We start from the raw sequence: 25,467 nt of genomic DNA on the forward strand, positions 1-25,467 counted from the left end.
AATTACAAAAATTGAATGTCGTACGATCCAAAATTAGTATTTTTACAAATCATTTTAAGATTAAAATATGTCCGTAGCCAAAAAAGAATACAAGCGAATAACCACCAAAACTTTGGTGGATATGAAAAAGAAAGGTGAAAAGATTTCCATGCTCACCGCATACGATTTTACCATGGCAAAGATCGTGGATAGTGCAGGTATCGATGTTATTTTGGTAGGGGATTCTGCGAGTAACGTTATGGCTGGACATGAGACCACTCTTCCAATAACCCTCGACCAAATGATCTATCACGCCGCTTCGGTTGTTCGTGCTATTGAAAGAAGTTTGGTCGTTGTAGATCTTCCCTTCGGAAGTTACCAAAGCGACCCAAAAGAAGCTCTCCGGTCCGCAATCCGGATTATGAAAGAAAGTGGTGGCCACGCCGTTAAACTTGAAGGTGGTAAGGAAATAAAAGAATCTATAAAACGTATTTTGAACGCAGGTATTCCCGTAATGGGCCATTTGGGATTAACTCCCCAATCCATTTATAAATTCGGGACTTACACCGTTCGCGCGAAGGAAGAAGAAGAAGCTGAAAAATTGATTGAGGACGCGCTTTTGCTAGAAAGAGCAGGTTGTTTTGCCTTGGTTTTGGAAAAAGTCCCAGCCAAACTTGCAAAAGAAGTGGCCGAAAAAATAAGTATTCCCGTTATTGGAATTGGCGCAGGACACGGCGTTGATGGCCAGGTATTGGTTACCCACGATATGATAGGAATGACCCACGAATTTAACCCACGTTTTCTTCGAAGATATTTGGATTTATATACCGAAATGAAAAATGCTTTTAGCCAATACAGCACAGACGTAAAAAGTGGGGATTTCCCGAATGATAGTGAACAGTATTAGGCCCCGATTCCTTTTGAAAGCTTAAAAGTTTGTCAGCATCCTTCAATAATCCGAATGCTTTCAAAAAACTCAGCCACCTTAAATAAACTTTATATTAACAAATCTTCGGTGAGTAAGGGATTTTATGGCGACAAGAGTTTATTAAAAAAATAGAATTAGTAACCCATAAAATAGTATTGCAGTCCAAACTGTAAACACCCATAGCACTAAGGATAATCTTCAAGTTATATATGAAGACAATCATTTGATTGTAATAAACAAGCGGCCGGGCGATATTGTCCAAGGAGATAAAACGGGAGATCTACCCCTTTCTGAAGTTGTAAAGGAATACATCGCAGAAAAATATAATAAGCCGGGAGCTGTTTTTCTGGGTGTGGTACATAGGCTAGATCGTCCTACAAGCGGTTTAGTGGTTTTTGCAAGAACCTCTAAGGCGTTAACCCGACTAAATAAAATGTTCTCTGAAAGAGAAACAGAAAAGATGTATTGGGCATTGGTAAAAAACGCCCCCACGACGCCAGAAGACACATTGATCCATTATCTTAAAAGAAATCCGAAACAAAATAAATCCTACGCCCACATAAAAGAAGTACCGGAAAGTAAAAAAGCAATCCTTCACTTTAAAATTCTCAAAAACCTAAACAATTATTCGTTATTAGAAATCGTCCTCGAAACTGGCCGACACCATCAAATAAGATCGCAACTTTCTGCGATTAATAGTCCCATAAAAGGCGATTTAAAGTATGGTTTTGACAGGAGCAATCCGGATGGGAGCATTCATTTACATGCAAAAAGATTGAAGCTGATCCATCCTGTCTTAAAGGAGGAAATGGTTTTTGAAGCTCCTTTGCCAAATGATCCACTTTGGAACGTTTGCTACTAAAGTTTTATAATATTGTTCTTTAGGGCGAAGATCACCAGCCCTACCCTATTCTTTATTTCCAACCGATTGAAGAGCTCCTGCCTATAACCGTCTATTGTTTTTGGACTAAGTTGCATCACATCTGCAATTTCCTTGTAGGTCATCTCGGAAGAAGCCAATTTAAGAAAGATGAGCTCATTCTTTTTGAAGGTAAGCTCCTTTTTCCCTTTGGGCTCAACTAAAGAATTTAGCAGCGCATCTGAAACCTTTTCGGAATGGAAATATCCTTTTTCAATTACCTCATTCAACGCGACGTGAAGGTATTCTGGCTCAATATCTTTTAATAAATATCCTTTTGCTCCAAGTCGAAGCATTTTCAAAATATTCATTTCGTCATCATCCATGGTAAGCGCAAGGAATTTTATTTGTGGATGGTTTTGCGATAGCCATTCTGCCGTTTCAAAGCCGTTCATCACCGGCATATTGATGTCAATAAGAATAACGTCCGGGACATTATCATCTTCCGCGAGTTTCTTTTGGAGTTCCAAACCATTTCTGAGATGAAAAATGGTGACAAAATTCGGAAACGAATTAATTAATTTTTCTAGCGATCCAGCAAAAAGGGCATGGTCGTCAACTATTGCAATTTTATATTTCGATGATTCATCTCGCATTGCTATAGTGATATTTTAAAAATAATTGAACTCCTTTTCCCTTTTCAGAATTTATGGAGAAAGACGCATTTAAAAGTGCGGCCCTACTCTTCATGGTTTCCATTCCCGAGCCGCCTGTAACCAAAGTGGTATCAAAACCAACACCATCATCAATAACTGTAATCTCCAAAGAATCCTCCATATATTCCAAACTTACAAATAATTTTGAAGCCCTAGCATGTTTAATTACGTTTGAAAAAAATTCCTGAAGTATCCTAAAAAGAATGATTTCAGAGGAATTTTTAATTGGTACTATATCTCCAACAACCTGAATAGAAGCCTCCAAATATCCCAGCCGATTAAACCTGTCCAGTTCCACCTGCAACGATGACAAAAGTCCATTTTTTAAGACCACCTCATTGTTAAGAACCTTTGAAAGCGATCTAACTTCCTGAACACTTTTTTGCACCATATCCCGGGTTTCCATTATCTGTTCACGATAAACTTCCGGTACGGCCTGCCTCAAAACATTCAATTGCATATTGGCTACCGACAACAACTGACCCACGTTGTCGTGAAGTTCCCATGCTATGTTTTTAAGTGTTGCTTCCTGTATTTCAATTTGGGATTTGGCCAATTCCCTTTGGTACCGTTGCTCAGATTCAAAACGTTCCTTTAAAAAACTATTTTTTCTTCGTAAAAATGCCACTACAAAAATCACGACAAATATCACCAGCAAAAAAATAGTGGTAATAAAATAACCGATCAGTAAAACTTCTTCTTTTTGGAGCATATTAAAAAACCAAATATCAGCATGGCATATAAAAATACATTGGCGAACAAAACTACATATAAATGCAATTTAACAAATAATTCATTCCCCTCAGTAAGATTAAAATATTGAGACAAGATATCCATTGGAGTAATACACAGATTAAAAATCAGCACAGCGACCGAAACATAAAAGGGAAGAAATCTTTTAACCTGCAATAGCAAATCGCTCCTTAAAAGTTCAAAATAGAACAAGATTATACTTACAAACAACAGAAGAGTACCGGCAATATTAACAAAGCGTGAGGCCTGATGGAAAAAGGTGTTCTTGACGATCATTAGTACGACGGAACTAATAATAAAACCAACGATCAATATTTTCAATAAGTTTTTAAAAAATTTATTTTTTAGGAAGAGACTAAAATAAAAGGGATAAAAAGAAAAATTAATTACGCTATAGGTGTTGAACAACCAGAAATTATTTCTAAATGGAGTATCCTCCACGAACGAAAAATATCGATAATCCGAAAAATAGGCTAGTGCGGCATAAGAACCCAAAATTTCAACAAATACAGTAAGCCAAAGGAAATTTACCAGATACCTACTTCCTATTATGGGGACGGATGCATTTTTTAAATAGTAGGTTCCTACTAAAGCAGCCAAAATCTCCATTGAAATAATAGGGCCTACGTAAACTAAAAGGTCTATCGGTTGCAAATTCTAATATTTTTTGGGGGGCCAGCCCTGAATACCTTTGTTCAAGGGATCTAAATTATAGTTATTCTCAGCGCCAGCCTTTGTGCCCAAAGTGGGCGCCAAAAATAGAGTTGCCTTTTCAGATTTATCGGTTCCGTAAGCGGCTAAATATATTCTAATTCCCGGTTCATGCTTCTCAGTACCTGCCTTTACATAATCCAGAAATTGCTGAAGCTCATCTACCGTAAATAAAAATTCACACACATCTGGAGAGCCAAGTCCCTTTTCAATATACAGGGCTCGGGTTTTCAGCCAATTATCATGAAACTTTCGGGCTTCACTTACGGTTATACAATTTAAAGGAGGTTTAGACATCATTGGGATTATTTTTAGGTTTATAAATAGATACGAATTTAACAAAAAGACCCCAATGGGTGTTTTTAAATTGAAAATTCAGGAAAAAAGATAAATTTCCAGCGTATTTTCCCTTAATTCGGTACAGGAAAAATATTTGGATAAAATGAATATCCTCTCAAGAAAAACGTTTGTTTTAATCCCTACATTCCCTTTGGCACACACCGGAAATTACCTGTGGTTCCTTTCCCCATTTTGGGACATCTTCGGAAGTAAGAATTCCAAAATCTGAAATAAACCCGCCAACATAAGGCACCTCTGTTCCATATACAATCCTCGAAATTTTATGATGACGAATAACATAGGAGCACATTATGCAAGGCTCATGCGTTGTGTATAGGGACGCGCGATAAAGATCTTCTAAATATCCATTGGCTATGGCGTGCCGGATGGCCAGAATTTCGGCATGATTTGTAATATCTCCACTACTCTTTCCCGATTCAATACCTTCACCAATAATAACGCCGTCTAACATCAATAAAGCGCCCACCGGTGGATTTCCATTTTCTAAGGCTAATTCTGCTAGGTGCAAACACCTTTTCATATATCTTTCATCATTACCCATCTCGTATTTATTACATATAACACATTTATAATCTAATTACTAAGCAAATTCTTTAGATTACCTCTAATTAATTCGTATCAATTAAAGAAATCCCGATTCTTCCAAAAACCAAAAGAGACTTTAAAAATCCAATATAAACCGAAGAATATTAATTTCAAATCAAGTATAAATCCATTTTGTACATACCTCAAACAAATCTTATCTTTATCAAAATAAAGTTATTGGCATCTCTAATATAATGAAGCTGATTTCTGAATAGCTTATGCAATGAGTAATTTTAATTAAAATAATTAAACTAATTGCAAAAATCCACCTTTAAATAGGCATCAAAATATAACTAGATGAAAGATCATTATCGCCTCTCGGTGGACGAAAATTACCAATTCGATCTGGAAATTGACGAAGCCACTAATTTGAATCAATTGGATTTCTCCGAGCCAGGTATTGGCGGAAAGAAGGAAAGGATCCATATCCTTCACCAAAACAAATCATATTCCGCTGAAATTCTTCACGTAGATTTCATTCAAAGAAAATATACCATAAAGATAAACGGTAACACCTATAAGGTGGGCATTGAAACTCCTCTGGCACAGCTCATTAAGAAAATGGGATTATCGCTGGGAACAACTTCCGTTGATGATGACATCCTCGCCCCAATGCCTGGAATTATATTGGAAGTAAACGTACAAGAAGGAAATGAGGTAAAAGAAGGTGATCTTCTCTGTGTCTTGGAGGCTATGAAAATGGAGAACGCTCTTTCGGCCCCCAGGGATGGAACTATTAAATTCGTAAACATTACCAAGGGTGATACTGTTGATAAGGGAAAATTGCTAATTGAATTCCAAAAAAATGATTAAAAAATTACTGGTCGCCAATCGCGGCGAAATTGCTCTTCGCATTATGAAGACTGCCCATAGAATGGGAATTGCAACTGTAGCAATATATTCCGAGGCAGATAGAGATGCACCCCACGTAAAGTTTGCTGATGAAGCGGTGTGCATAGGACCCGCACCTTCAAATGAATCCTATTTATTAGGGGATAAAATAATTAAGCTTGCCAAAGAATTGGATGTGGATGCCATTCATCCCGGTTATGGATTTTTAAGTGAGAATGCTGAATTTGCCGAGCACGTTGAAAAGAGCGGCATAATTTTTATCGGTCCCAAAAGCCACGCAATTCGTGTGATGGGAAGTAAATTGGCTGCCAAGGAAACGGTAAAGGAATATGATATCCCAATGGTTCCTGGAACGGATGAAGCAATTACCAATGTAGATTCCGCAAAACAAATCGCAGAGAAAATCGGGTTCCCGATTCTTATTAAGGCATCCGCTGGTGGAGGTGGAAAGGGAATGCGGATTGTTGAAAATGCCAAGGAATTCGGAGACCAGATGAGGCGTGCTATCAGTGAGGCAGAAAATGCCTTTGGCGATGGCTCCGTGTTTATCGAGAAATATGTCACCTCTCCGCGGCACATCGAAATTCAGATTTTGGCAGATAATTTTGGCAATACGGTTCATCTATTTGAACGGGAGTGCAGTATTCAGCGGCGACATCAAAAAGTGGTGGAAGAGGCGCCTTCTTCAGTTCTTACGCCATCCCTACGAGAACAAATGGGAAATGCCGCCGTAAAAGTGGCAAAATCCTGCAGTTATATTGGCGCAGGCACGGTAGAATTTCTTTTAGATGAAAACCTAAATTTCTACTTTCTCGAGATGAATACCCGTCTTCAAGTAGAACATCCAGTTACAGAATTAATCACGGGCCTCGATCTGGTCGAGCAACAGATTAGAATAGCCAATGGCGAAAAGCTTTCATTTGCGCAAGAGGATTTAAAAATCACCGGACACGCGTTTGAACTTAGGGTTTACGCCGAAGATCCTTTGAATAACTTTATGCCCAGCGTGGGTAAACTGGAAGTGTACAAACCACCTCACGGCAAAAACATACGTGTGGATGATGGATTTACTGAAGGAATGCAGGTTCCTATCCACTACGATCCTATGCTATCTAAATTAATAGTTTATGGGAAAACACGGAATGAGGCAATCCAACTGATGTTAACTGCTATTTCAGCATACGATGTTGAAGGAGTGAGCACTACCCTACCTTTTGGAAAGTTTGTTTTTAATAGCGAAGCTTTCCGCAGTGGGCGTTTCGACACAAATTTTGTTAAAGAACACTATTCGGAAGAGAAAGTAAAAGCCAATAACGAAGAAGAAGCAAAAATCGCAGCCCTTATTGCTTTAAAGCATTATTTAAAAGATTCTGGGATTCTTCGATTACCCATCAATTAATAACCTCAGTGAAACTCAGCGGTTTCTCTGTGAATCTGCCCGTAGAAGTTATTACACAGAGTTGCACCGAGAGAAAAAGAGATGCCCGGAGAAATAAGTATAAATATGACCGACAACAACAAGAAACTCAAAGAAATGATTTCCGAAGCTAAATTAGGCGGAGGATCAAAACGAATTGAAAAACAACACGAAAAGAAAAAGCTTACCGCACGGGAACGCATTGAATACCTATTGGATGAAGGTTCTTTTGAAGAAATGGGAATGCTTGTTACCCATCGCACCACCGATTTCGGAATGCAGGAGGAAATATATTACGGAGATGGTGTTGTTACGGGATATGGAACGATCAACCGCCGCTTGGTTTATATTTTTGCCCAAGATTTCACCGTTTTTGGCGGAGCGTTGTCCGAAACCCATGCTGAAAAAATATGTAAGGTAATGGATCACGCCGTAAGGGTTGGCGCGCCCATTATAGGTTTGAATGATTCCGGTGGCGCAAGAATCCAAGAAGGAGTCCGTTCTTTAGGTGGATATGCTGATATATTCTATAGAAATGTTCAGGCATCGGGAGTTATCCCACAAATTTCGGCCATTATGGGACCTTGTGCAGGTGGGGCGGTTTATTCCCCAGCAATGACGGATTTTACATTGATGGTCCAGGATAGCAGTTATATGTTCGTTACGGGACCCAATGTTGTGAAAACCGTTACCAATGAAAATGTTACCTCTGAAGAACTTGGGGGAGCTAGAACACATGCTACAAAAAGCGGCGTGACGCATTTTACGGCGGCCAACGATATAGTATGTCTAGAACAGATAAAAACATTGTTAAGCTATATGCCACAGAACAATAAAACGGTTACTGAAAAAATTCCCTTTCAGATTCAGGAAGAATATCGGGACGAGCTGGAGACAGTTATCCCCCACTCTGCCAACAAACCCTATGATATGCACCTTGTAATTAAGGGAATTGTAGATACCGATTCCTTTTTTGAAGTACATAAGGATTATGCCGATAATATAATTGTAGGTTTCGCCAGACTAGGCGGAAGAAGTATCGGTATAGTTGCCAACCAACCGATGAGCCTTGCGGGAGTTTTGGATGTTGATAGTTCTAAAAAAGGTGCCCGATTTACCCGCTTCTGCGATTGCTTTAACATCCCATTATTGGTACTGGTCGATGTGCCCGGATTCTTACCAGGAACCGACCAGGAATGGAATGGAATAATCCTTAACGGGGCAAAATTACTTTACGCCCTGAGCGAAGCAACCGTTCCGAGGGTAACGGTGATAACCCGAAAAGCCTATGGCGGTGCTTACGATGTTATGAACAGTAAGCATATTGGCGCAGACGTTAACTATGCCTGGCCCACCGCTGAAATTGCTGTAATGGGTGCGAAAGGTGCAAGTGAGATTATTTTTAGAAAAGAAATTGCACAAGCTTCAGACCCAGAACTAAAGCTTTCGGAAAAAGAAACGGAATACGCCGAGAAATTTGCAAATCCGTTTAAGGCGGCCCAACGCGGATTTATTGACGAAGTAATCCAACCTCGTGAAACACGCCGAAAATTGCTCAAATCCTTCGCCATGCTGGAGAATAAAGAAACCACAAGACCGGATAGAAAACACGGTAATATTCCCCTTTAATCTGGAAGCCCTAAAGGAAGGTTCAAGAAATTAGCGACCATTGCAATTTTTACAAATCCCCTTTACTACCAAATTTACATCCTCAGCTTTATAACCATCAGGAAGACCGATGTGCGGAATTTTATATTGGGTAAGACATACAGTTTCATTGCATTGGGTACAGTGAAAGTGCAAATGTAAATCTTGTTCGATTTCACAATTACATCCTGGTTCACACAGCGCATATTTAGAAACACCGGTGCCATCATCAATTTGATGGACCACTCCATTTTCCTCAAAAGTTTTTAGAGTTCGGTAGAGCGTAGTACGTTCGCAATTATCAAAATACTCCTCAATATTACTGAGGCTTACGGCTGTTTTTTTATCTAGCAGAAACCTGGCGATCAAAAGTCTCATAGCGGTAGGACGAATATCCCTGGTTTCTAAAAGATTTTCAATTGTTTCATTGGTGGGTTTCCACCACAATTCCAACGGTTTTTTATCTTTATCAGATGGGGATATATTCAATAATTTTTTGCTTTCGTCAATCATAATAAAGTGTTGAGAAAGAAATTCAGTAGCACATCAATATCTTTTCAATCCCCATAAATTCCAAAGTTACGGAAAATATTAAATAGAATTTCGGCTTATGATTGTTGCCGAAAAAGCTTTTACTTGTTATGCAAAGTGTTTAAGGCATAAATCGCAAAGCTTCCCAACCAATGTCCTCCCTCATAACTATCACCTACCAGATTTGGATAGGAATAGGCTAAATGTTCATTGCGAGATTGTTGAGATGCGCGTATTTGGGATATTGTTTCGCCAAACCATAAAAGACCCACGCCCTACTAAAATTCAAACCATCTAGATGCACCAACTTGCCATCCGTGCGATCACTAACCTCAGCCACTTCTAAATAATAATCCTTGTTGGCAAGTTCAGGCAGGAAGGTATCCATCCAGGGCAGAAATTCTTCTGATGGTAATATTCGGCGCATAATGTCAACTTCTTCAAGGCAAGGGGAAAGAAAGTCGAAGCCGCTTGGTTCCCACTCCATTGGACAGTTTTTATCATCAAAATAGAACTCCCTCGCTTTCTTCTCAATTAACGCCATAAGCTCTTTATCGCCTATTGTCCGGGCATAATCGTAAGCAAGCGATAAGCCAAAAGCAGTGTTGCTATGTTCCCCAACCCGGATGGGATAGTTCAATTTTGGCAAAAATTCTTTATACCGAAGCACAATAATATCTGCCAAAGGTTTAAGATTTATGCTTAATTGTTCTGCCATTGGGCTATCCCAAGTATTTAAAGTTCCTGCCAATTTTAAAACCCAAGCCCATCCGTAAGTGCGCTCAAAAGTTTTATTGATAGGTTTTCCAAAAAAAGCAACTTCCATCGCTACATTTTCAGAAGTAATTTTATCTCTTAAAATTCTTTCTACCTCCTCGGCCCTATCCATTTTAGGAAACTGTTGCAGCAACGTAACCATGGACCAATATCCGTGTACGGCGCTGTGCCAATCAAAACAACCATAAAAAATGGGATGCACCGCACGTGGCTCTAGCAAATCGGCCTCACTTTCCAATGTATGTTGTGGTTTGTATGGGTAGGAGGTCGTTACACAGTGCAAAGGGAGGTCTATTAATTTGTTCGCTTCCTGAAGTGTAAAAATAGGTTCTGCAAAAACCGTAGTGGGAATTTCCGCATCCACGACTTTTTGTGAGACCTCCATCTCGTTGTTTTTGCATCCAATGAAAAGAATCGGGAATATTATAAGCAGATACCATTTGTTCATAAGAGCTGAAGTTTCGGTAAATATAAAGAATTAGACACGTCCGACTTAGATGAAAGATGTACGACGTTAGGTATACTATGTTAGGATGAAAAACTTTATTTCACATTCTGAAAAATATAGACCTCGGTTGCGCCGCGCCCATATTTTTGATAATCGGCATCATAAAATTTTATATTATCATACCGACCAAAAAGGTATTCCAACTCAGTGCGCAATATCCCTTCACCCACGCCATGGATAAAAACTACTCTTTGAATTCGCTTGGAGATAGCAAAATCCAACTGTCGTTTTGCCGTTTCTGTCTGTATTGTTAGAATATCATAATTAGAAAGATGCCTGCTTTTGGGAACAAGCTGATGGATATGCAAGTCCACCTCCATGGCAGGTTGTATCCGTTCTTTAGGCTTAATACGTTTGGACTTGCCGGGTTTCTTTGATTGTTTATCAGAAAGAATAGCAGAAATATCCATCTGGGCCATTTCTCTTTTGGATAGTGATCCATCGATTACGATCAATTCACTTTCATTAAAATCCAACTCGAAGCCGTCCGTGGTTAATATTGTCACGTTTTTCCCCTGTAATTTTGAGACCACCCCAGAAATGGCATCGTCAAGAACAGAAACCTTGTCACCTATTTTCATCAATTATTTCCTTTGTTTCCGAACAACATCAATTAACTGTTAATCGGTTGGTTAAAAACTTATTATTATAATTTTTTTATGTATTTTAGTGAACTATATTCACACAATATTGAATATTCTTTCTAAATTTACTGCGTGTATTGAAGCCCCCTTTTCAACTAACGGCGTTTTTAAATCACAATATTATGAAAAAGCTTCTACTTTCTTCGGCATTGCTAATAACTTCCTCTGCTGTCTTTGCACAATTATATATACAGCCCGCTCCCAATGGGAACCCTCATCAAAATTACCTTACTGACTCCTATGTATATGTAAAAGGCGAGGTTCTTTATGTTGGTGGAACTATAGAATTGCATAAAAACAAGCCTGCGAGTCCTCAGGGTCTTTCCGACGCCGAAGCAAGTATCTATTTACGGGGAGGAGGACAGCTAATTCAGGGAGGTAATGAATTTTCCAACAAAGGTGACGGCTTCCTCTCGGTATTACAGAGTACCGACCCTACCAACGCTTGGGCCTATTATTATTGGTGCTCTCCAGTAGGGAATCCGGATCCCTTAGTCCCGATGACCAATGGAACGAACAAAAATTTTGGAATTCATTCTATCTATGAATACCCTAAACTCTATAATTCCATCAATGGACTTTCAATTAAAGCACGAGCGATAGACATTACTCCGTATAAAGAGGGTTTCACAAACAATTTGACCCTTACTATTTCGAAACGATGGCTTTATACCCATATGGTGCCGGGTACTGAGGCTGAGGATAGTTATTTACGTATTAATGAAGAAAATGCGGTACCGCCAGGTTTTGGATTTACTATGAAAGGGGTTAATTGGGGGGATTTGACAACTAATGCTCCAATGGGAAAACTATTTTACGACTTTCGAGGTAGGCCTAATAATGGGGATTTTACAATTCCAGTTGAAGGCCCATCTGTAACAGGTAATACGAATCCACCAACTGCAGCCAATATCAATGCTAAAATGACCTTAACAGGTAATCCTTATCCTTCAGCTTTAGATTTAAATAAACTTTTTTGGGATCCAGACAATACGTCCCTAGATTGTATTTATTATTACGATGAAGATAGATCGGTGATGTCACACTATTACAGTCTAAAGCCATACGGGTATGGAGTCTGGGTACCCTTGAACGAAGATCCTTATGATGATGGGGTTCCAAATATGAGTTATACCGGGGCATATACCCAACCCACATTTAATATATGGAATGCTGCTGGAGGACATGGTCCTGGTGGTGGTGGAACAGGACGCGATAATCCAAAGGCACGTTTCGCCCCTATCGGTCAAGGGTTTATGTTTGTAGGTAATGGGGATCCCGTAAACGAAGCTTTCGTTAAAATTAAGAACACCCATCGCATTTATATAAAAAATACGGCCGATCAAGTGTTTTATCGACCCACAGGAGAGGAGGGTGAGATGGGGTTCTCGGCACAATCTGAGGGTGATGCCAATAGAGGAGGAGGCCCAGCTTTTGATTCTGCCGACAGCACCCCACAGATTGAAAACCTGATACCCATGCTACGTCTGTATGTGGTTTTTGATGATGCCTTAACCCGAGATATGCTATTGGTATTTTCTCCAGAAACCACCGATGGTTACGATCGGGGTTACGATGCCTTGAGCCCAGGAGGAATGAAATCGGATGCGTATTTTCCTATTGGCCCAGATGGTGACCGAAAGCCTTACGTTATTCAAGGTACCAATTACGAGCCACGAAAGATGATTCCTGTTAGCTTTAAACTTCATAAGGAAAGTCAAATAGAGGTTCGCGCAGTGGAAGAAAACAGAAAACCCTATGAAAAAGTATATCTTTTTGACCGGCAAGAAAATATTTACAGACCGTTAAGCGCGGTCCAAACTGCGGCCGGAACCTTTACACTTCCTGCTGGAGTTTATGACAATCGCTTTTTCCTCGTGTTCAGGGATGGTCCTAGAGTAGATCCTAACCAAGATCTAACCGACACCCGCGATAAGATGATGGCAAGCGTAAATATGTTTCAAAATAATCCCGCTCGTCAATTGGAGATAAAAAACCCGGATGGATATACTCTTAAAGCTGCCTATCTCTATGATATGAACGGTAAATTGGTTATTACGGACACCAATCTTGGGGATAGCAGTAATTACTCCATCTATACCGGAAACCTGAGTGATGCTATGTATATGGTAAAACTGGTTACCTCTGAAGATGTTACTCTTGATTATAAGGTAATGGTAATAAATAAATAGTAACCAAATACAATATTAGAAAATCCCGGATAGCCATATTCGGGATTTTTTATTATTTGTCCTTACCGTTTAGATCCTATTTAAACCTCGGTTCGGTTCTCTGGGTCCTAGGCGCCTTTGCGGTAATATCTATTCACCGCAGAGCCGCCAAGGGATTCAAAGGGATATTTCTAGATACTAAAAAGACCTCCTTAGTATTGAAAACCAATAAGGTTTTTTATTTGTGCTTCGACAGTATTCGTAATATATCTTGAGAAATAGACTTTTACAATGATTGTTCCGCTGAGCTTTACAAATATTCTCAGCCGTTCACAGATAAATCTCGATTCTTCTTCCTCAGTTTAAAACTCCGCGCAACTCCGCGTAATCTCTGCGCGACTCTGCGTGAAAATAGTATTAAAACTAAAAAGACCTCCTTAGCATTGATAACCAATGAGGTCTTTTTTACTTGTGCCTAGACAGTATTCGTAATATATCTTGAGAAATGACTATTGTATTAAACCGAAAAGACCTCCTTAGCTTTAAAAACCAAGGAAGTCATTTTAATATCTACGTCGAATAGACTTAATTAAACATACAGTTTTATTCGAACTCTTTTAAAGTTTTAATAATAATTGAAACACAATCCATCAATTGTTCCTCATTCATCACGAGTGGCGGAGCAAACCGAATAATATTGCCGTGGGTAGGTTTTGCCAATAGACCGTTATCTCTAAGTTTTAAACAGATATTCCAGGCAGTATCGCTATCCTCACCATCATTTATAACAATGGCGTTCAACAATCCTTTTCCCCTAACCAATTTTGTTATTTTGCTGGTTTCAATAAATTTGTTCAATTCACTACGGAAAAGTTTTCCCAGTTTTTCTGCATTTTCAGCCAACTTCTCATCGCGTACAACACTCAGAGCTGCCATTGCTACTGCAGCTGCCACAGGATTTCCACCAAATGTAGAACCGTGGTTACCCGGCTGTATCACACTCATTATCTCATCATCGGCCAAGACCGCTGAAACGGGATAGGCACCACCACTAAGCGCCTTACCCAAAATCAAAAGATCGGGTTTTACGTTTTCATGGTCGCAGGCCAAAATTTTCCCGGTACGTGCAATCCCTGTTTGTACTTCATCAGCAATAAAGAGAACATTATATTTATCGCATAGCGCTTTCGCTTTGCTCAAATATCCTTCAGAAGGAACATATACGCCAGCTTCTCCCTGGATAGGTTCTACCAAGAAACCTGCAATATTTTTATTGTTTTCCAACTCTTGTTCCAGCGCATCCAGATTATCATATTCTATCTTTATAAAACCTTTTGTATAAGGTCCAAAATTTTTGCGCGCCACAGGATCATTGCTAAACGAGATAATGGTTGTTGTACGTCCATGAAAGTTATTTGCACAGACTACTATTTCAGCTTCGTTTTCATCAAGACCTTTCTTTTCATAAGCCCACTTTCTACATATTTTTAAAGCAGTTTCCACAGCCTCGGCTCCCGTATTCATAGGCAGTAATTTGTCGAAACCGAAAAAATCGCAGGCAAATTCCTCGTACTTACCAAGCATATCATTATAAAAAGCCCGAGAGGTCAATGCCAGCGTTTTGGATTGTTCCGTAACTGCCGCCACGATTTTTGGATGGCAATGTCCTTGGTTTACCGCCGAATAGGCCGAAAGGAAATCGTAATATTTCTTGCCTTCCACATCCCACACATATACACCTTCTCCCCTATGCAAAACCACAGGAAGTGGATGGTAATTGTGCGCTCCATACTTGTTTTCCAAATCGATAGCCTTTTGTGAGGCTGTTTGTTCCATAACTGACATAAGATTGTAAATTTTGTAGTAAATAAATAGAATTCCCTAACCCGATTAAAGTTCCTCAATAAAACATTGAAAAATTGGTGTAAATCGACTTCGGGGAGAGGAATACATTAAGGCACGCAAATTACTAAATTTCTCGCATATCTTTTGGCGCTTTAACAGGAATTAAACCTAACAATTATGCTATTTTTGCGCCTATGGCAAGGAAAAACAAGCAGATAGTTTTGGAAAACATCGAGGTTATCGATGCAGGCGCAAAGGGCAAGGCCGTAGCCAAAGCACCGGATGGTCGGGTTGTATTTATTGACAATGCGATACCAGGCGATGTGGTAACAGTGCAGACTTATAAGAAAAAGAAAGGTTTTTACGAGGGAAAGGCAATTTCATTCTCCAAATATTCCGAAAAGCGTGTGGAGCCTGTCTGCCCACATTTTGGGGTTTGTGGTGGTTGCAAATGGCAAAATTTGGCCTACGAACATCAGCTTTTTTATAAACAGAATGAAGTAGAGCAAAACCTTAAGCGCATAGGAAAAGTTGAATTGCCGCCTGTCCTTCCCATTTTAGGATCTGCCAAACAATATTTCTATCGCAATAAGATGGAATTTTCCTTTAGCGATAGCAAATGGCTCACTCTCGCACAAATAAGAAGTGGGGAAGTAATTGAGGATAGAAATGCCCTGGGTTTCCATATTCCCGGTATGTGGGATAAGATTTTGGATCTTGATGTTTGCTATCTACAGGAAGAACCCAGTAATGCCATTCGCGATTTTGTAAAGATGAAGGCGGAGGAGCTTGGACTTTCATTTTTTAATACCCGAAATCAAGATGGGTTTTTGCGAACCTTAATGCTGCGCACTTCCTCCACCGGCGAAGTGATGGTGTTGCTTCAGTTTTATTATGAAGACGAAACAAATAGGGATTTACTCCTGCAAGCGGTTGCCGAAAAATTTCCGAATATAACCTCACTACTCTATGTAATCAATTCTAAAGGAAACGATACGCTATATGATCAGGAGATTATGTTATATTATGGTCGAGACCACATTTTTGAGGAAATGGAAGGGCTTAAATTTAAGATTAATGCCAAATCATTTTACCAGACCAATAGCGAACAGGCTTATGAACTCTATAAAATAACACGAGATTTTGCGGGACTTACCGGCAATGAATTGGTTTACGACCTTTATACAGGTACGGGCACCATTGCACAGTTTGTCTCTGGAAAGGCGAGGAAGGTAATTGGTGTAGAGGTAGTTCCAGATGCCATTTACGCTGCGAAGGAAAATGCTGTATTGAACAATATAGACAACGTTGAGTTCTATGTAGGAGATATGAAAAAAGTATTCAATCAGGAATTTATCAAAACCCATGGAAAGCCGGATGTGGTTATTACCGACCCTCCCCGGGACGGGATGCACGCCGATGTTGTTTTACAATTACTTAACCTCGATGCGCAAAAGATTGTATATGTAAGCTGTAATAGCGCTACCCAAGCTCGCGATCTGGCTCTTTTAGATTCAAAATACAAAGTGACGCGCGTACAACCTGTTGATATGTTTCCGCAGACGCACCACGTTGAAAATGTTGTACTTTTGGAAAAACGTTGATTTATACAACCGCCTAAATGATTAAAAGAATAATTTTTCTTCTGTTGCCCATTCTGCTTTTTAATGGCTGTACTCGGGATGATATCTGTCCTGAAGGAACGGCGACCACTCCCAAATTAGTTTTGGTTTTTAAAAACGATGTCCTTCGCGAAAATAGAAAAGAGGTAAAGGGCCTTAGCGTTGAAACCGATTATGAGAATTCGATTTTGGTTTTGGCAACAACAACTACAGATTCTATTGCTATTCCATTGAGCACAACTTCCGATACCACGAAGTACCGATTTATACGCACCCTGGGAACTGGAAATCTAACTGAAATAAATATAGATAGGGTCATGTTTATTTACAATAGAAAGGACTTGTATGTTACCCGAGCTTGTGGATTTAAAACGGAATTCTACAATTTGCAGGCAATCCTCGAAGATGAAGGAAGCGAAAATTGGATAAAAAATATTACAAAAAACAGAGACACCATTAATGATGAGAATAAAGCACATTTTACTTTTTATCATTAGTATTCTGTTCAGCGTCCATTCTTTGGCGCAGAACAATGATGAAAAAACCAACGACACCCTTCCCCGCATTGAAAAATATGGGCTTAGGGTGGGTGTAGATTTGGCCAAACCCTTACGCTCCCTTATAGAAAATGGATATTCGGGTTTTGAGATAGTTGGGGATTTCCGCGTAACCAAAAGATTTTATGCTGCCCTGGAATTGGGAAATGAAAAAAAGGATTGGATCGAACCTTATGTTTCTTCAAGAACGAGCGGAAGTTATGCGAAATTGGGATTTGATTACAATGCCTACGAAAATTGGCTGGGGATGAGAAACGCCATCAACCTCGGTATGCGTTATGGATTTTCTAATTTTAATGAGACGCTTTTAAGTTATCGGGTTTATACCGATACTCCTGCTTTTCCGGCTGAAGTAGTAACAATCCCTATAGAATACGATAATCTATCAGCACATTGGGCTGAATTTATCTTCAGCATCAAGACAGAAATTGTCACAAATTTGTATCTATCCCTAAATTTACAGCTAAAACTGAAGCTAGCAGAAACCTCCCCCGATAATTTCGCTAACCTCTATATTCCCGGATTTAACCGGACGTATGATTATAGTGATTTCGGAGTGGGTTATGGTTATACCATTTCGTATTTGGTTCCTATTTTTAAGAAAAAGAAAAACTAATGATAATTGTATAACGAATAACGATGACTTAATAATCTCGCGGAAAAATTAAGCTTTTCTAATCGCTTACTTCCATTCGTGAGACATTTCTACGATGGTGAAAGTTGCTTTTTTCCGCAAAGTTCACTCCTCTCTACACAGGCGGATTTTCACTATTATAGGGTGATGGATGATGGTTTGAGGGTTGACGGTGATTAACTTTGTACGACCTTGATACAGGTCGAATCATTTTTATAAATTCCAGATCCAAGGTTTCTAAGTGTTTTGAAAGCACCTCCAAAGCAGAAACTAAAATGACTACAGTTTGCACTTTCAAAATGTATCGATGAAACTGCCACTGAAAACTGCGACTCCAGCTAATTACTGGCTACTGGTGACTTGCCAATGACCACTGAATACTGTATACTGACCACTCACTTCCGCTCACTGCTTCGCAGCCTTTCTGCTTCCCTCGTACATTTCATATCGAACTAGTCTGGCCTCCAGCTTTCCATTAAAGAGCTTTATTTTCTTTGAGGGCCGTAGGCCTACAAATTTCAAGGCTTCCATATTTGAGGTTATCATCCAGGCTTGTGTCCCCGGATAACCTCGTTTTAATGTATTGCCAATAGAACTGTAAAAATTTTCTGCATCGTTTAAAGAAAGGCGTTCATCGTAGGGAGGGTTGAAAATGATGTACGACGGAGCTGCTTTTTCTTTTTCACTCTCAAAAAAGTCCTGCTGTTCCACTTCTATAAACTCTTGCAGATTTGCATTTTTAATATTTTCCTTGGCTTTTTTAATGGCGATGGCATCAAGATCATATCCATAGATTTTATGGGAGAAATCACGAATCTTTTTAAGTGCCGCTGCTTCGATCATTTCATATAGATCGACATCAAAATCCGGCCAGGTTTCAAATCCAAATTCCTCTCTATTTAAATTAGGTGGAATATTACAGGCAATCATCGCTGCCTCGGTAAGAATTGTTCCTCCACCACACATGGGATCAAGAAGATCGCATTGGCCATTCCATCCAGAAAGCATAATAATACCAGCTGCTAAAACTTCATTTATTGGAGCGAAAACGCTTTCGGTTTTATAGCCCCTTTTATGCAAGGATTCTCCTGAACTATCCAGTGAAACCGTACAGATGTTCCGATCTATATGAATGTTTATTCGGAGAGTAGGATGGTCTAAATCTACGTTAGGCCGCTCGCCCGTTTTATCCCGAAAACGATCAACAATGGCATCTTTTGTCTTTAGGGCAATATATTGTGAATGTGTAAATACATCGGAAAACACTGTAGCATTTACGGCGAGTGTTCCGTTTACATCCATATATTGTTCCCATTCAATATCATAAATCTTCTTATAAAGATCTTCTTCCGTGAAAATATTAAAGACAGTAATAGGTTTTAAAATCTTTATAGCAGTTCGGCAGCATAGGTTGGCTTTGTACATAAACCCTGTATCACCTTCAAATGAAACATTCCGGATTCCTATTTCGATGGATGAGCCCCCGAGTTGACGAAGTTCTTGAGCCAAAAGCTCCTCTAGTCCGAATAGAGTTTTTGCGACCATTTTAAAATTCATTGCCATAGGACATTTTCAAGATTTAGATGCAAAAATACAGTATTTTTGCAGGGCGAAACGATAACTATGCAAAAAGAAGACGAAGCTTGGTACGCGTCGTGGTTCAACACACCTTATTACCATCTGCTTTACAAAGATAGGGACCATCGAGAGGCTGCTCTTTTTATGAATACCCTTACAAGCTATTTAAATCTGAAAGAAAATGACAGTATTCTGGACCTTGCTTGCGGAAGGGGCCGTCATTCCAAATATTTATCCAGGAGGGGATTTGATGTAACGGGAGTAGATCTTTCAGAAGAAAGCATAGCCTACGCCAAGCAGTTTGAAAATATAAATCTACATTTTGCCGTTCACGATATGTGCGTTCCATATCCACAAAAATTTGATGCCGTATTCAATCTATTTACAAGCTATGGCTATTTTAAAAACGATATCGACAATCTAAGAACGATCAAATCTATAAAAGCAGAATTAAAACCAGGAGGTTATGGAGTAATCGATTTTCTGAACGTAAAATTGGCAATTGATAATTTGGTGCCCCGAGAAAAAAAGAAGGTAGGGGGAATTACTTTTGAAATTGAAAAGTATATTGAAAACGGATTTATCTTTAAAAATATCCGATTTAACGATAAGGGAGAAAACCACTCCTATACGGAACGAGTAAAAGCACTGACTTTAAAAGATTTCCAAACATTTTTTAAACAAGCTGAAGTAGAAATAAAGGCTGTTTTTGGCGACTATCATTTAGCAGATTTTGATGAAAAAACCTCGGAAAGGTTGATACTAATATTCCATTGATGAACTATCTTTTATTGTTTTTGGCCGTAGTAGCCGGCTACATTGTGGCTCTTATTCTACGAAAAAAGGATTTAAAAAACATGGAGGTCTTTATGGCCTTTAGTGGAGCTTTTTTACTTTCCATAACGGTATTTGAACTCCTTCCAAAAGTCTTTGAATCTCCATCTAAAAGCATCGGCGTGTATATTATGCTTGGGATTCTCCTACAAATATTTCTGGAGTTTTTCTCTAAAGGAGCAGAGCATGGCCACGTTCACCTACACTCTGAAAACAAGCATTTTCCCTGGATCTTGTTTATTAGCTTGAGCATTCACGCTTTTATGGAAGGGTTCCCCATTTCCGAAGAAAATAATTTATTGGTTGCAATTATTATCCATAAAATTCCAGTTGCCATTATATTATCCTTCTTTTTTATAACAGCTGGCTACAAGCAATCGACTACCCTGTTCTTTTTATTTTTCTTTGGAGTCATGACTCCTTTGGGAAACTTTATTTCCAACCATTACGAATTTGTACATCAATACGAAACCCAGATAACCGCAGTGGTGATTGGAATATTTCTGCACGTTTCAACAACTATCCTATTTGAAAGTTCGAAAAACCACAAATTCCATCCTGCAAAAATGGCCGCTGTAATTGTGGCAATCGGGATGGCATATCTTCTTTAATACTTCACTCCAAATAAATATAAAAACAATTAGTCGTGGCCGAATAAGATCTAAGACTCAAGACCTAAGATATAAGAATCCATTTGTAAGATCTTGTAAGGAGGATGGATATAGGTTACTTCTTATTGATAAAACTTAAAAACGGATTTCAAATAGCAAGGGGCTTTCGGTAACAATGATGTAAATACCTTCTATTGTTGGCTCGAATAAAGATTCTTAAATAATTCCACCGGATAGTATTAAAAAACCATCCATTCTTTTAAGAATGAAGTTTTTTTTTGAAAAGAATTCCTGGAACCTATACAGTAATTTGGAATAAAAGACTGTAGTTTACTTCTCTGAATGGAAAATCTATTTTCTACAGATTTGATCCCATCTTTTCTAACAATCAGTTGTTCTAAGAAATTCTTTTTTGACTTATCCAAGTATATTAAATAGACTAAGCCCGATTTGCATGAATGCATAAATCGGGCTTAATTGGAGTATTGATTTTTAATTTTCAATAATCCCAAATAGAATCATTTGTAATGAAGTCTATTCTATATAAGTGAAAATCTGAAAGTTCAGAAAATATACTAATCTTCCTTAATATCTTTTGTTTTAAGACGATTACGAAGTCCTATACATGCTCCAGCAATCAATCCGATACTTAAGAAACCATCAATAGGAGCCGGTGGTGGCGCATCTTCAACAGTCCCACCTCCGGGAAGAGTGATTTGCGCACTCGCTGTAAAACTGCCCACTAACAATAGGCCGATAAGCATCAACTTAATTTTTTTGCTTACGGTTTTATTATCTTTCTTCATAGTATTAGTTTTATTATTTAATTTGGTCTTGTTAGAGCGATTTTTAAATCTTAATTATAAATATACTTCTTTTTAAGGTCATTCCAAAAAATATTTCCAAAATATTATCAACTTAGTTCGCATATATTATGAAAAACTCAATTTTCTAAATTTCGACATAAGTCGACTTATTTGGAATCTCTAAAATTTCAAAGTATAGAATCTAATCAATAACCCTAAAGTTCAGTGATGTTAGCATACTGCAAAATAATCTTAATTGCTAATCCTCATTAAGAATGGGACTAAAGAAGTTGACTATAACACAATCTGATATAACGACAAAGATAAAAACAAATTTGTAAATACCTAACACGACTTCTTATAATTTTTTAGAGATGTTGAAATGAAAAAACAGGTTTTAATAATTTCGAAAATAATAACAATAACATTATTTCTACCCAAGAAGAAGAGCGGCTTTGCAAGGGCCGCTCCTATTATTTGGAAAATAGAATTTTAATATTTAGTTTTTAATTAATCGTAATGTTTGATTTTGGCCCCTGTGATTTATGGTCACTAAATATAATCCGGAGGCTAAATTATCATCCATTCGAACAATTATAACATTATCTCGGCATTCCAGAATGTGATTGAAAATACTTCTGCCGGTCATATCCTTTACGCTAACCAAAACATTTTCATTATTCAAATTTGGCACTCTAATCTGGAAATTGTTTCCTTGCAACGGGTTTGGATATAGCATAATTCCAGAAAGCAAATTATGGTCATTAACAGCCAAAACCTCATTCACTCTTATATTAAACCGATCGGTTGCAACACTCAATGGATCGGAAGGATCCACCGAGAAATTATGTATTGTTTCCTGAAGATTGCTCATGAGAATGGTTTCATCAGTAAAAGTATCCTCCAGAACAACCTCCACATTGTCAAGGCCGGTCAGGTTCATTTTGAGAACATAATCGGAACTTTGATAACCGGAGCTATATATCCAATACGTATCAGAGGGTTGCGGTTGCGGAAGGGATCGATGCTCCAGACTTAAATAAGTTCCTTCATGATCAATTCCAAGATTTTCATAAAAGTTCATAGGCTTAACTGCATCCTCCATTGTAAGACCGTCGTCACTTCCTTCAGCAAAAACAATTCCGAAGCTATCATGTACCGGACCGCCATTAGTGAAATTTTCATCAGTAAACAACTGGACCGTAAGCATATTATCTGCGGTCATTAAATCTCCCGTTGCATTGGTAGCGGTGAATTGTCCGGGTGCCTTATCACTCTCGTTAAAAGTCAAGGAGGAAGGACCCGGCGCGAGAGTTGAGACTTGCGCTGCTTGTCCTGGCTGGAGGTATTTGTTTGCAGTGGAACCTGAAGTATTGGTGCCATTGCCATCCGTAAGATTTACGGTAACAAAAGCTCCATGGTCGCCCAGGTTTGGATCATAAACATAATAATACAATGGATTTACATTAACAGCGCTACCCATTAAACTGTTTACATCCACAACACCTTGATAAGGATTTCCAAACATCGCAAAATCCCTTGTATTTACTGTAGAGAAATTCTGAATAGCAGTACCGACTTTTAAGGTTCCCGTAGCGCGCAATGTTGTCGCGCTCGAGGCATTCATATCGCTCAAATCTAAACTTCTATCTCCCCTTAACCACATCAAAAAGGATTCACCTGCGTGAAGTAGGTTGGTATCTGTATTATCTATGGCTCCAAAATCCTGATTGCTATAATTCAAACGGAACATGGAGGGAGCTCCAGTTACTGTACCATCAAATCCATTTTCTTGGTCAATGGTAGATCCTGTTATGTGAGTTCCAAAACCTGGAGATGGGTTATGAGTATTACTGGTAGCTCCTTCCTGCCAATTGGCATGTATGGAAGTTGTGGTTGTAACCGCGCTACTTATCATCCTATAGGATTGCTTGTCACTTAAATAACGATGCACCGTTGCATTTCCAGTAACCGTAGAACCTGCTGGTACTGGGCCAAGTTCGCCATTTCTTGTAGGAGTACTTGCGAACCAGAGATTCCCTTTGTTCAAAATATTACCAGCAATAGTGAGCACATTTTCAATCTTTAATTGTGCTCCATCAGTTATTATAACATTGCGTGTGCTGGTGTTGAGTGGTAACGACGCTGTACCATTTATTATAAAAACATCATCTTGCAATGTAGAAATCCCATTGGGATTATAAGGAGTCCAATTTCCATTTAAATAAAAGAAACCTTCAAAATCCCCAACAATACTAAGATCTCGGAATCTTATAGAACTTGAGCCATTTACTTTTTCAAATTTTATCCGTCCTTCGTTCCCATTTAGGGAAGAAAGATCTATAAGTTGTGTAAATGTCCCATAACTTGATGGTGTGGGAATGGTAACAACCTCCGTAAAGGTCCCTCCATTATCATTAGAAACTGAAATTTTCATTTCTTGGCCATTATTCCCTCCATAGGTTGTCATATCAAAAATAACCGTAAGATTTTCATACTGCGAAAAATCAATTTGTGCCGAAATAACACTGCCATTATTAATTTGCAAAAAACCACCGCCACTGCTTATTAAAACCGTATTGTTAAATATAAAGTCTTCACTTATAGCTCTATTTAGATCACCTTGGATACGGAAGGGGTTAAAATAAGGAAGAACTAAAGGAACTGGATCAGAAACGGTATAGCTATGTTCCGGACTAACTGTTGTGGCAGGGGAGGCGTGAGCATCAGTAGCCTGAATTTCATAATAAACCGTTGTACCATCAGGATGTGCGGGGATTGGGCTAACTGCCTGAAACAAAACTCCACCTAATAAAGCCATGGAAATTGTATTATTTAAATTTCCCGAAACGGTACCCCAATGCAGTTCTGCTGAAGATATACCGTCCACATCAACTATTGCAGCGGAAACCAATACAGGGTCTGAGGAGGTAACATACTCCTTCATCGGATTTTGTTCAATGAGAGATATTGAGGGTCCCGTATTTCCACCTCCAGCAAAAGCTGTCCATGAAATATCATCAATTATTACTTGTTTACTTGTAATATTCCGAATTTCGATAACGACATTTCCCAAAATGTTAATATTATCAACTTGGAAAATGTGTTCATCAAAATCATCGAATCCGGTAGAAACGCCCTTAGAAATTCCATTTACAAACAATTCCACTTGGCGATCTCCGCCCCCTGTAAAACCTTTGTAAAGTTTTAAACTAAAATTGCCAATTCCACCTGGAATTGGGCTTGATGTAATCTTACTTTCATCCGACGAGCGCCGAAGCATAAGTGCAGGGAGTTCAATTCCCGATCCATTTGCATCCCCATTACCATCACGAGATGCAACATACGTCCAAGTGACACCATTATTTCCGACAAATGAACCGTCTTCATAATTAGTACCAGCAGGAGAGTTGGCAAAATTCTCCAATCCCTGACTCCATCCCACGGATGAAACAAAGAAAATCAGCAATAGAAATCTGCCCCAATTATTAAATACTGTTGTTTCCATAATAATCCATATTTAAAATTAAACTTCAAAGAAA

22 protein-coding genes and 1 pseudogene are annotated in these 25,467 nt (G+C 38.8%); 11 read left to right on the forward strand and 12 right to left on the reverse strand.

Annotated elements, in window-relative coordinates; all coding sequences use genetic code 11:
- The first annotated feature begins 67 nt into the window (after window positions 1-67).
- Window positions 68-886: a 3-methyl-2-oxobutanoate hydroxymethyltransferase gene (gene panB, locus EI546_RS06080; protein WP_128249710.1), complete on the forward strand. Its 819-nt coding sequence runs from the start codon at window positions 68-70 to the stop codon at window positions 884-886.
- Window positions 887-1,130: 244 nt separating this feature from the next.
- On the forward strand, window positions 1,131-1,769 hold the full coding sequence (locus EI546_RS06085; RefSeq protein ID WP_240673172.1) for an RluA family pseudouridine synthase: 639 nt from the start codon (window positions 1,131-1,133) through the stop codon (window positions 1,767-1,769).
- On the opposite strand, the gene EI546_RS06090 is transcribed toward EI546_RS06085, so the two are convergent.
- From EI546_RS06090 to EI546_RS06110, 5 genes are all read right to left on the reverse strand, one after another.
- Entirely contained in the window at window positions 1,766-2,422 is a 657-nt protein-coding gene (locus EI546_RS06090; RefSeq protein WP_128249712.1) for a response regulator transcription factor, read from the reverse strand. The genes EI546_RS06085 and EI546_RS06090 overlap by 4 nt on opposite strands.
- Window positions 2,412-3,194, reverse strand: a complete 783-nt coding sequence (locus EI546_RS06095) for a sensor histidine kinase (RefSeq protein WP_128249713.1) — start codon at window positions 3,192-3,194, stop codon at window positions 2,412-2,414. Before EI546_RS06095 ends, EI546_RS06090 begins: the two co-directional genes overlap by 11 nt.
- Window positions 3,167-3,889 carry a hypothetical protein gene (locus EI546_RS06100; RefSeq protein WP_128249714.1) on the reverse strand — a complete coding sequence of 241 codons (723 nt, stop codon included), beginning with the start codon at window positions 3,887-3,889 and terminating at the stop codon, window positions 3,167-3,169. Before EI546_RS06100 ends, EI546_RS06095 begins: the two co-directional genes overlap by 28 nt.
- Before the next feature lie 3 nt (window positions 3,890-3,892).
- Window positions 3,893-4,246 carry a hypothetical protein gene (locus tag EI546_RS06105; protein WP_128249715.1) on the reverse strand — a complete coding sequence of 118 codons (354 nt, stop codon included), beginning with the start codon at window positions 4,244-4,246 and terminating at the stop codon, window positions 3,893-3,895.
- A gap of 172 nt (window positions 4,247-4,418) precedes the next feature.
- Window positions 4,419-4,826 carry a nucleoside deaminase gene (locus tag EI546_RS06110; protein ID WP_205649759.1) on the reverse strand — a complete coding sequence of 136 codons (408 nt, stop codon included), beginning with the start codon at window positions 4,824-4,826 and terminating at the stop codon, window positions 4,419-4,421.
- 362 nt (window positions 4,827-5,188) lie between these two features.
- Between EI546_RS06110 and EI546_RS06115 the strand changes: the two genes are divergently transcribed.
- The 3 genes from EI546_RS06115 to EI546_RS06125 all read left to right on the forward strand — a co-directional run bounded on the left by EI546_RS06115 (window position 5,189) and on the right by EI546_RS06125 (window position 8,789).
- The gene (locus tag EI546_RS06115; RefSeq protein ID WP_128249717.1) at window positions 5,189-5,704 is read left to right on the forward strand and encodes an acyl-CoA carboxylase biotin carboxyl carrier protein subunit; all 516 of its coding nucleotides are present in this window, start codon (window positions 5,189-5,191) and stop codon (window positions 5,702-5,704) included.
- Complete coding sequence (gene accC, locus EI546_RS06120) at window positions 5,700-7,142, forward strand: acetyl-CoA carboxylase biotin carboxylase subunit (protein WP_128251549.1); 1,443 nt, start codon at window positions 5,700-5,702, stop codon at window positions 7,140-7,142. The genes EI546_RS06115 and accC overlap by 5 nt, the downstream gene beginning before the upstream one ends.
- A 105-nt stretch (window positions 7,143-7,247) precedes the next feature.
- Complete coding sequence (locus EI546_RS06125) at window positions 7,248-8,789, forward strand: acyl-CoA carboxylase subunit beta (protein ID WP_128251550.1); 1,542 nt, start codon at window positions 7,248-7,250, stop codon at window positions 8,787-8,789.
- Window positions 8,790-8,819: 30 nt separating this feature from the next.
- Here EI546_RS06125 and EI546_RS06130 read toward each other — a convergent pair whose 3' ends face one another.
- From EI546_RS06130 to EI546_RS06140, 3 genes and pseudogenes are all read right to left on the reverse strand, one after another.
- Complete coding sequence (locus EI546_RS06130; RefSeq protein ID WP_240673194.1) at window positions 8,820-9,185, reverse strand: Fur family transcriptional regulator; 366 nt, start codon at window positions 9,183-9,185, stop codon at window positions 8,820-8,822.
- A gap of 254 nt (window positions 9,186-9,439) precedes the next feature.
- Window positions 9,440-10,563 (reverse strand): annotated as a pseudogene (locus EI546_RS06135) (DUF2891 domain-containing protein).
- Between the two features lie 95 nt (window positions 10,564-10,658).
- Window positions 10,659-11,204, reverse strand: a complete 546-nt coding sequence (locus EI546_RS06140) for a Smr/MutS family protein (RefSeq protein ID WP_128249719.1) — start codon at window positions 11,202-11,204, stop codon at window positions 10,659-10,661.
- A 185-nt stretch (window positions 11,205-11,389) separates the two neighbouring features.
- Between EI546_RS06140 and EI546_RS06145 the strand changes: the two genes are divergently transcribed.
- The gene (locus tag EI546_RS06145) at window positions 11,390-13,459 is read left to right on the forward strand and encodes a T9SS type A sorting domain-containing protein (RefSeq protein ID WP_128249720.1); all 2,070 of its coding nucleotides are present in this window, start codon (window positions 11,390-11,392) and stop codon (window positions 13,457-13,459) included.
- A 582-nt stretch (window positions 13,460-14,041) separates the two neighbouring features.
- Here the strand turns inward: EI546_RS06145 and rocD are convergent.
- Window positions 14,042-15,283 carry an ornithine--oxo-acid transaminase gene (rocD, locus tag EI546_RS06150; RefSeq protein ID WP_128249721.1) on the reverse strand — a complete coding sequence of 414 codons (1,242 nt, stop codon included), beginning with the start codon at window positions 15,281-15,283 and terminating at the stop codon, window positions 14,042-14,044.
- Window positions 15,284-15,477: 194 nt separating this feature from the next.
- On the opposite strand from rocD, the gene rlmD reads away from it, so the two are divergent.
- The 3 genes from rlmD to EI546_RS06165 are packed head-to-tail and all read left to right on the forward strand — an operon-like array spanning window position 15,478 to window position 18,078.
- Window positions 15,478-16,887, forward strand: coding sequence for a 23S rRNA (uracil(1939)-C(5))-methyltransferase RlmD (gene rlmD, locus EI546_RS06155; RefSeq protein ID WP_128249722.1), 1,410 nt, complete (start codon window positions 15,478-15,480; stop codon window positions 16,885-16,887).
- Window positions 16,888-16,904: 17 nt separating this feature from the next.
- Window positions 16,905-17,402: a DUF6452 family protein gene (locus EI546_RS06160; RefSeq protein WP_128249723.1), complete on the forward strand. Its 498-nt coding sequence runs from the start codon at window positions 16,905-16,907 to the stop codon at window positions 17,400-17,402.
- Window positions 17,365-18,078, forward strand: a complete 714-nt coding sequence (locus EI546_RS06165) for a DUF6048 family protein (RefSeq protein ID WP_240673173.1) — start codon at window positions 17,365-17,367, stop codon at window positions 18,076-18,078. The genes EI546_RS06160 and EI546_RS06165 overlap by 38 nt, the downstream gene beginning before the upstream one ends.
- 423 nt (window positions 18,079-18,501) lie before the next feature.
- On the opposite strand, the gene EI546_RS06170 is transcribed toward EI546_RS06165, so the two are convergent.
- Window positions 18,502-19,659 (reverse strand): THUMP domain-containing class I SAM-dependent RNA methyltransferase, encoded by a 1,158-nt coding sequence (locus EI546_RS06170; protein WP_128249724.1) that lies wholly within the window; start codon window positions 19,657-19,659, stop codon window positions 18,502-18,504.
- Between the two features lie 60 nt (window positions 19,660-19,719).
- On the opposite strand from EI546_RS06170, the gene EI546_RS06175 reads away from it, so the two are divergent.
- On the forward strand, window positions 19,720-20,451 hold the full coding sequence (locus tag EI546_RS06175) for a class I SAM-dependent methyltransferase (protein WP_128249725.1): 732 nt from the start codon (window positions 19,720-19,722) through the stop codon (window positions 20,449-20,451).
- Window positions 20,451-21,119 (forward strand): ZIP family metal transporter, encoded by a 669-nt coding sequence (locus tag EI546_RS06180; RefSeq protein ID WP_128249726.1) that lies wholly within the window; start codon window positions 20,451-20,453, stop codon window positions 21,117-21,119. The genes EI546_RS06175 and EI546_RS06180 overlap by 1 nt, the downstream gene beginning before the upstream one ends.
- A gap of 575 nt (window positions 21,120-21,694) precedes the next feature.
- Here the strand turns inward: EI546_RS06180 and EI546_RS06185 are convergent.
- Window positions 21,695-21,925: a hypothetical protein gene (locus EI546_RS06185; protein WP_128249727.1), complete on the reverse strand. Its 231-nt coding sequence runs from the start codon at window positions 21,923-21,925 to the stop codon at window positions 21,695-21,697.
- A 499-nt stretch (window positions 21,926-22,424) separates the two neighbouring features.
- Window positions 22,425-25,433 (reverse strand): T9SS type A sorting domain-containing protein, encoded by a 3,009-nt coding sequence (locus tag EI546_RS06190; RefSeq protein WP_128249728.1) that lies wholly within the window; start codon window positions 25,431-25,433, stop codon window positions 22,425-22,427.
- Window positions 25,434-25,467: the final 34 nt, after the last annotated feature.

The organism is Aequorivita sp. H23M31, from assembly GCF_004022485.1.
Lineage (GTDB): Bacteria > Bacteroidota > Bacteroidia > Flavobacteriales > Flavobacteriaceae > Aequorivita > Aequorivita ciconiae.

What these genes read in the sequence shown, in the direction of transcription:
- panB (WP_128249710.1), top strand. Translation starts at nt 68, where the DNA reads ATGTCCGTAGCCAAAAAAGAATACAAGCGAATAACCACCAAAACTTTG.
- EI546_RS06090 (WP_128249712.1), bottom strand. Translation starts at nt 2,422, where the DNA reads ATGCGAGATGAATCATCGAAATATAAAATTGCAATAGTTGACGACCAT.
- EI546_RS06095 (WP_128249713.1), bottom strand. Translation starts at nt 3,194, where the DNA reads ATGCTCCAAAAAGAAGAAGTTTTACTGATCGGTTATTTTATTACCACT.
- EI546_RS06105 (WP_128249715.1), bottom strand. Translation starts at nt 4,246, where the DNA reads ATGATGTCTAAACCTCCTTTAAATTGTATAACCGTAAGTGAAGCCCGA.
- EI546_RS06110 (WP_205649759.1), bottom strand. Translation starts at nt 4,826, where the DNA reads ATGAAAAGGTGTTTGCACCTAGCAGAATTAGCCTTAGAAAATGGAAAT.
- EI546_RS06115 (WP_128249717.1), top strand. Translation starts at nt 5,189, where the DNA reads ATGAAAGATCATTATCGCCTCTCGGTGGACGAAAATTACCAATTCGAT.
- EI546_RS06125 (WP_128251550.1), top strand. Translation starts at nt 7,248, where the DNA reads ATGACCGACAACAACAAGAAACTCAAAGAAATGATTTCCGAAGCTAAA.
- EI546_RS06130 (WP_240673194.1), bottom strand. Translation starts at nt 9,185, where the DNA reads ATGAGACTTTTGATCGCCAGGTTTCTGCTAGATAAAAAAACAGCCGTA.
- EI546_RS06140 (WP_128249719.1), bottom strand. Translation starts at nt 11,204, where the DNA reads ATGAAAATAGGTGACAAGGTTTCTGTTCTTGACGATGCCATTTCTGGG.
- EI546_RS06145 (WP_128249720.1), top strand. Translation starts at nt 11,390, where the DNA reads ATGAAAAAGCTTCTACTTTCTTCGGCATTGCTAATAACTTCCTCTGCT.
- rocD (WP_128249721.1), bottom strand. Translation starts at nt 15,283, where the DNA reads ATGTCAGTTATGGAACAAACAGCCTCACAAAAGGCTATCGATTTGGAA.
- rlmD (WP_128249722.1), top strand. Translation starts at nt 15,478, where the DNA reads ATGGCAAGGAAAAACAAGCAGATAGTTTTGGAAAACATCGAGGTTATC.
- EI546_RS06160 (WP_128249723.1), top strand. Translation starts at nt 16,905, where the DNA reads ATGATTAAAAGAATAATTTTTCTTCTGTTGCCCATTCTGCTTTTTAAT.
- EI546_RS06165 (WP_240673173.1), top strand. Translation starts at nt 17,365, where the DNA reads ATGATGAGAATAAAGCACATTTTACTTTTTATCATTAGTATTCTGTTC.
- EI546_RS06170 (WP_128249724.1), bottom strand. Translation starts at nt 19,659, where the DNA reads ATGGCAATGAATTTTAAAATGGTCGCAAAAACTCTATTCGGACTAGAG.
- EI546_RS06175 (WP_128249725.1), top strand. Translation starts at nt 19,720, where the DNA reads ATGCAAAAAGAAGACGAAGCTTGGTACGCGTCGTGGTTCAACACACCT.
- EI546_RS06180 (WP_128249726.1), top strand. Translation starts at nt 20,451, where the DNA reads ATGAACTATCTTTTATTGTTTTTGGCCGTAGTAGCCGGCTACATTGTG.
- EI546_RS06185 (WP_128249727.1), bottom strand. Translation starts at nt 21,925, where the DNA reads ATGAAGAAAGATAATAAAACCGTAAGCAAAAAAATTAAGTTGATGCTT.
- EI546_RS06190 (WP_128249728.1), bottom strand. Translation starts at nt 25,433, where the DNA reads ATGGAAACAACAGTATTTAATAATTGGGGCAGATTTCTATTGCTGATT.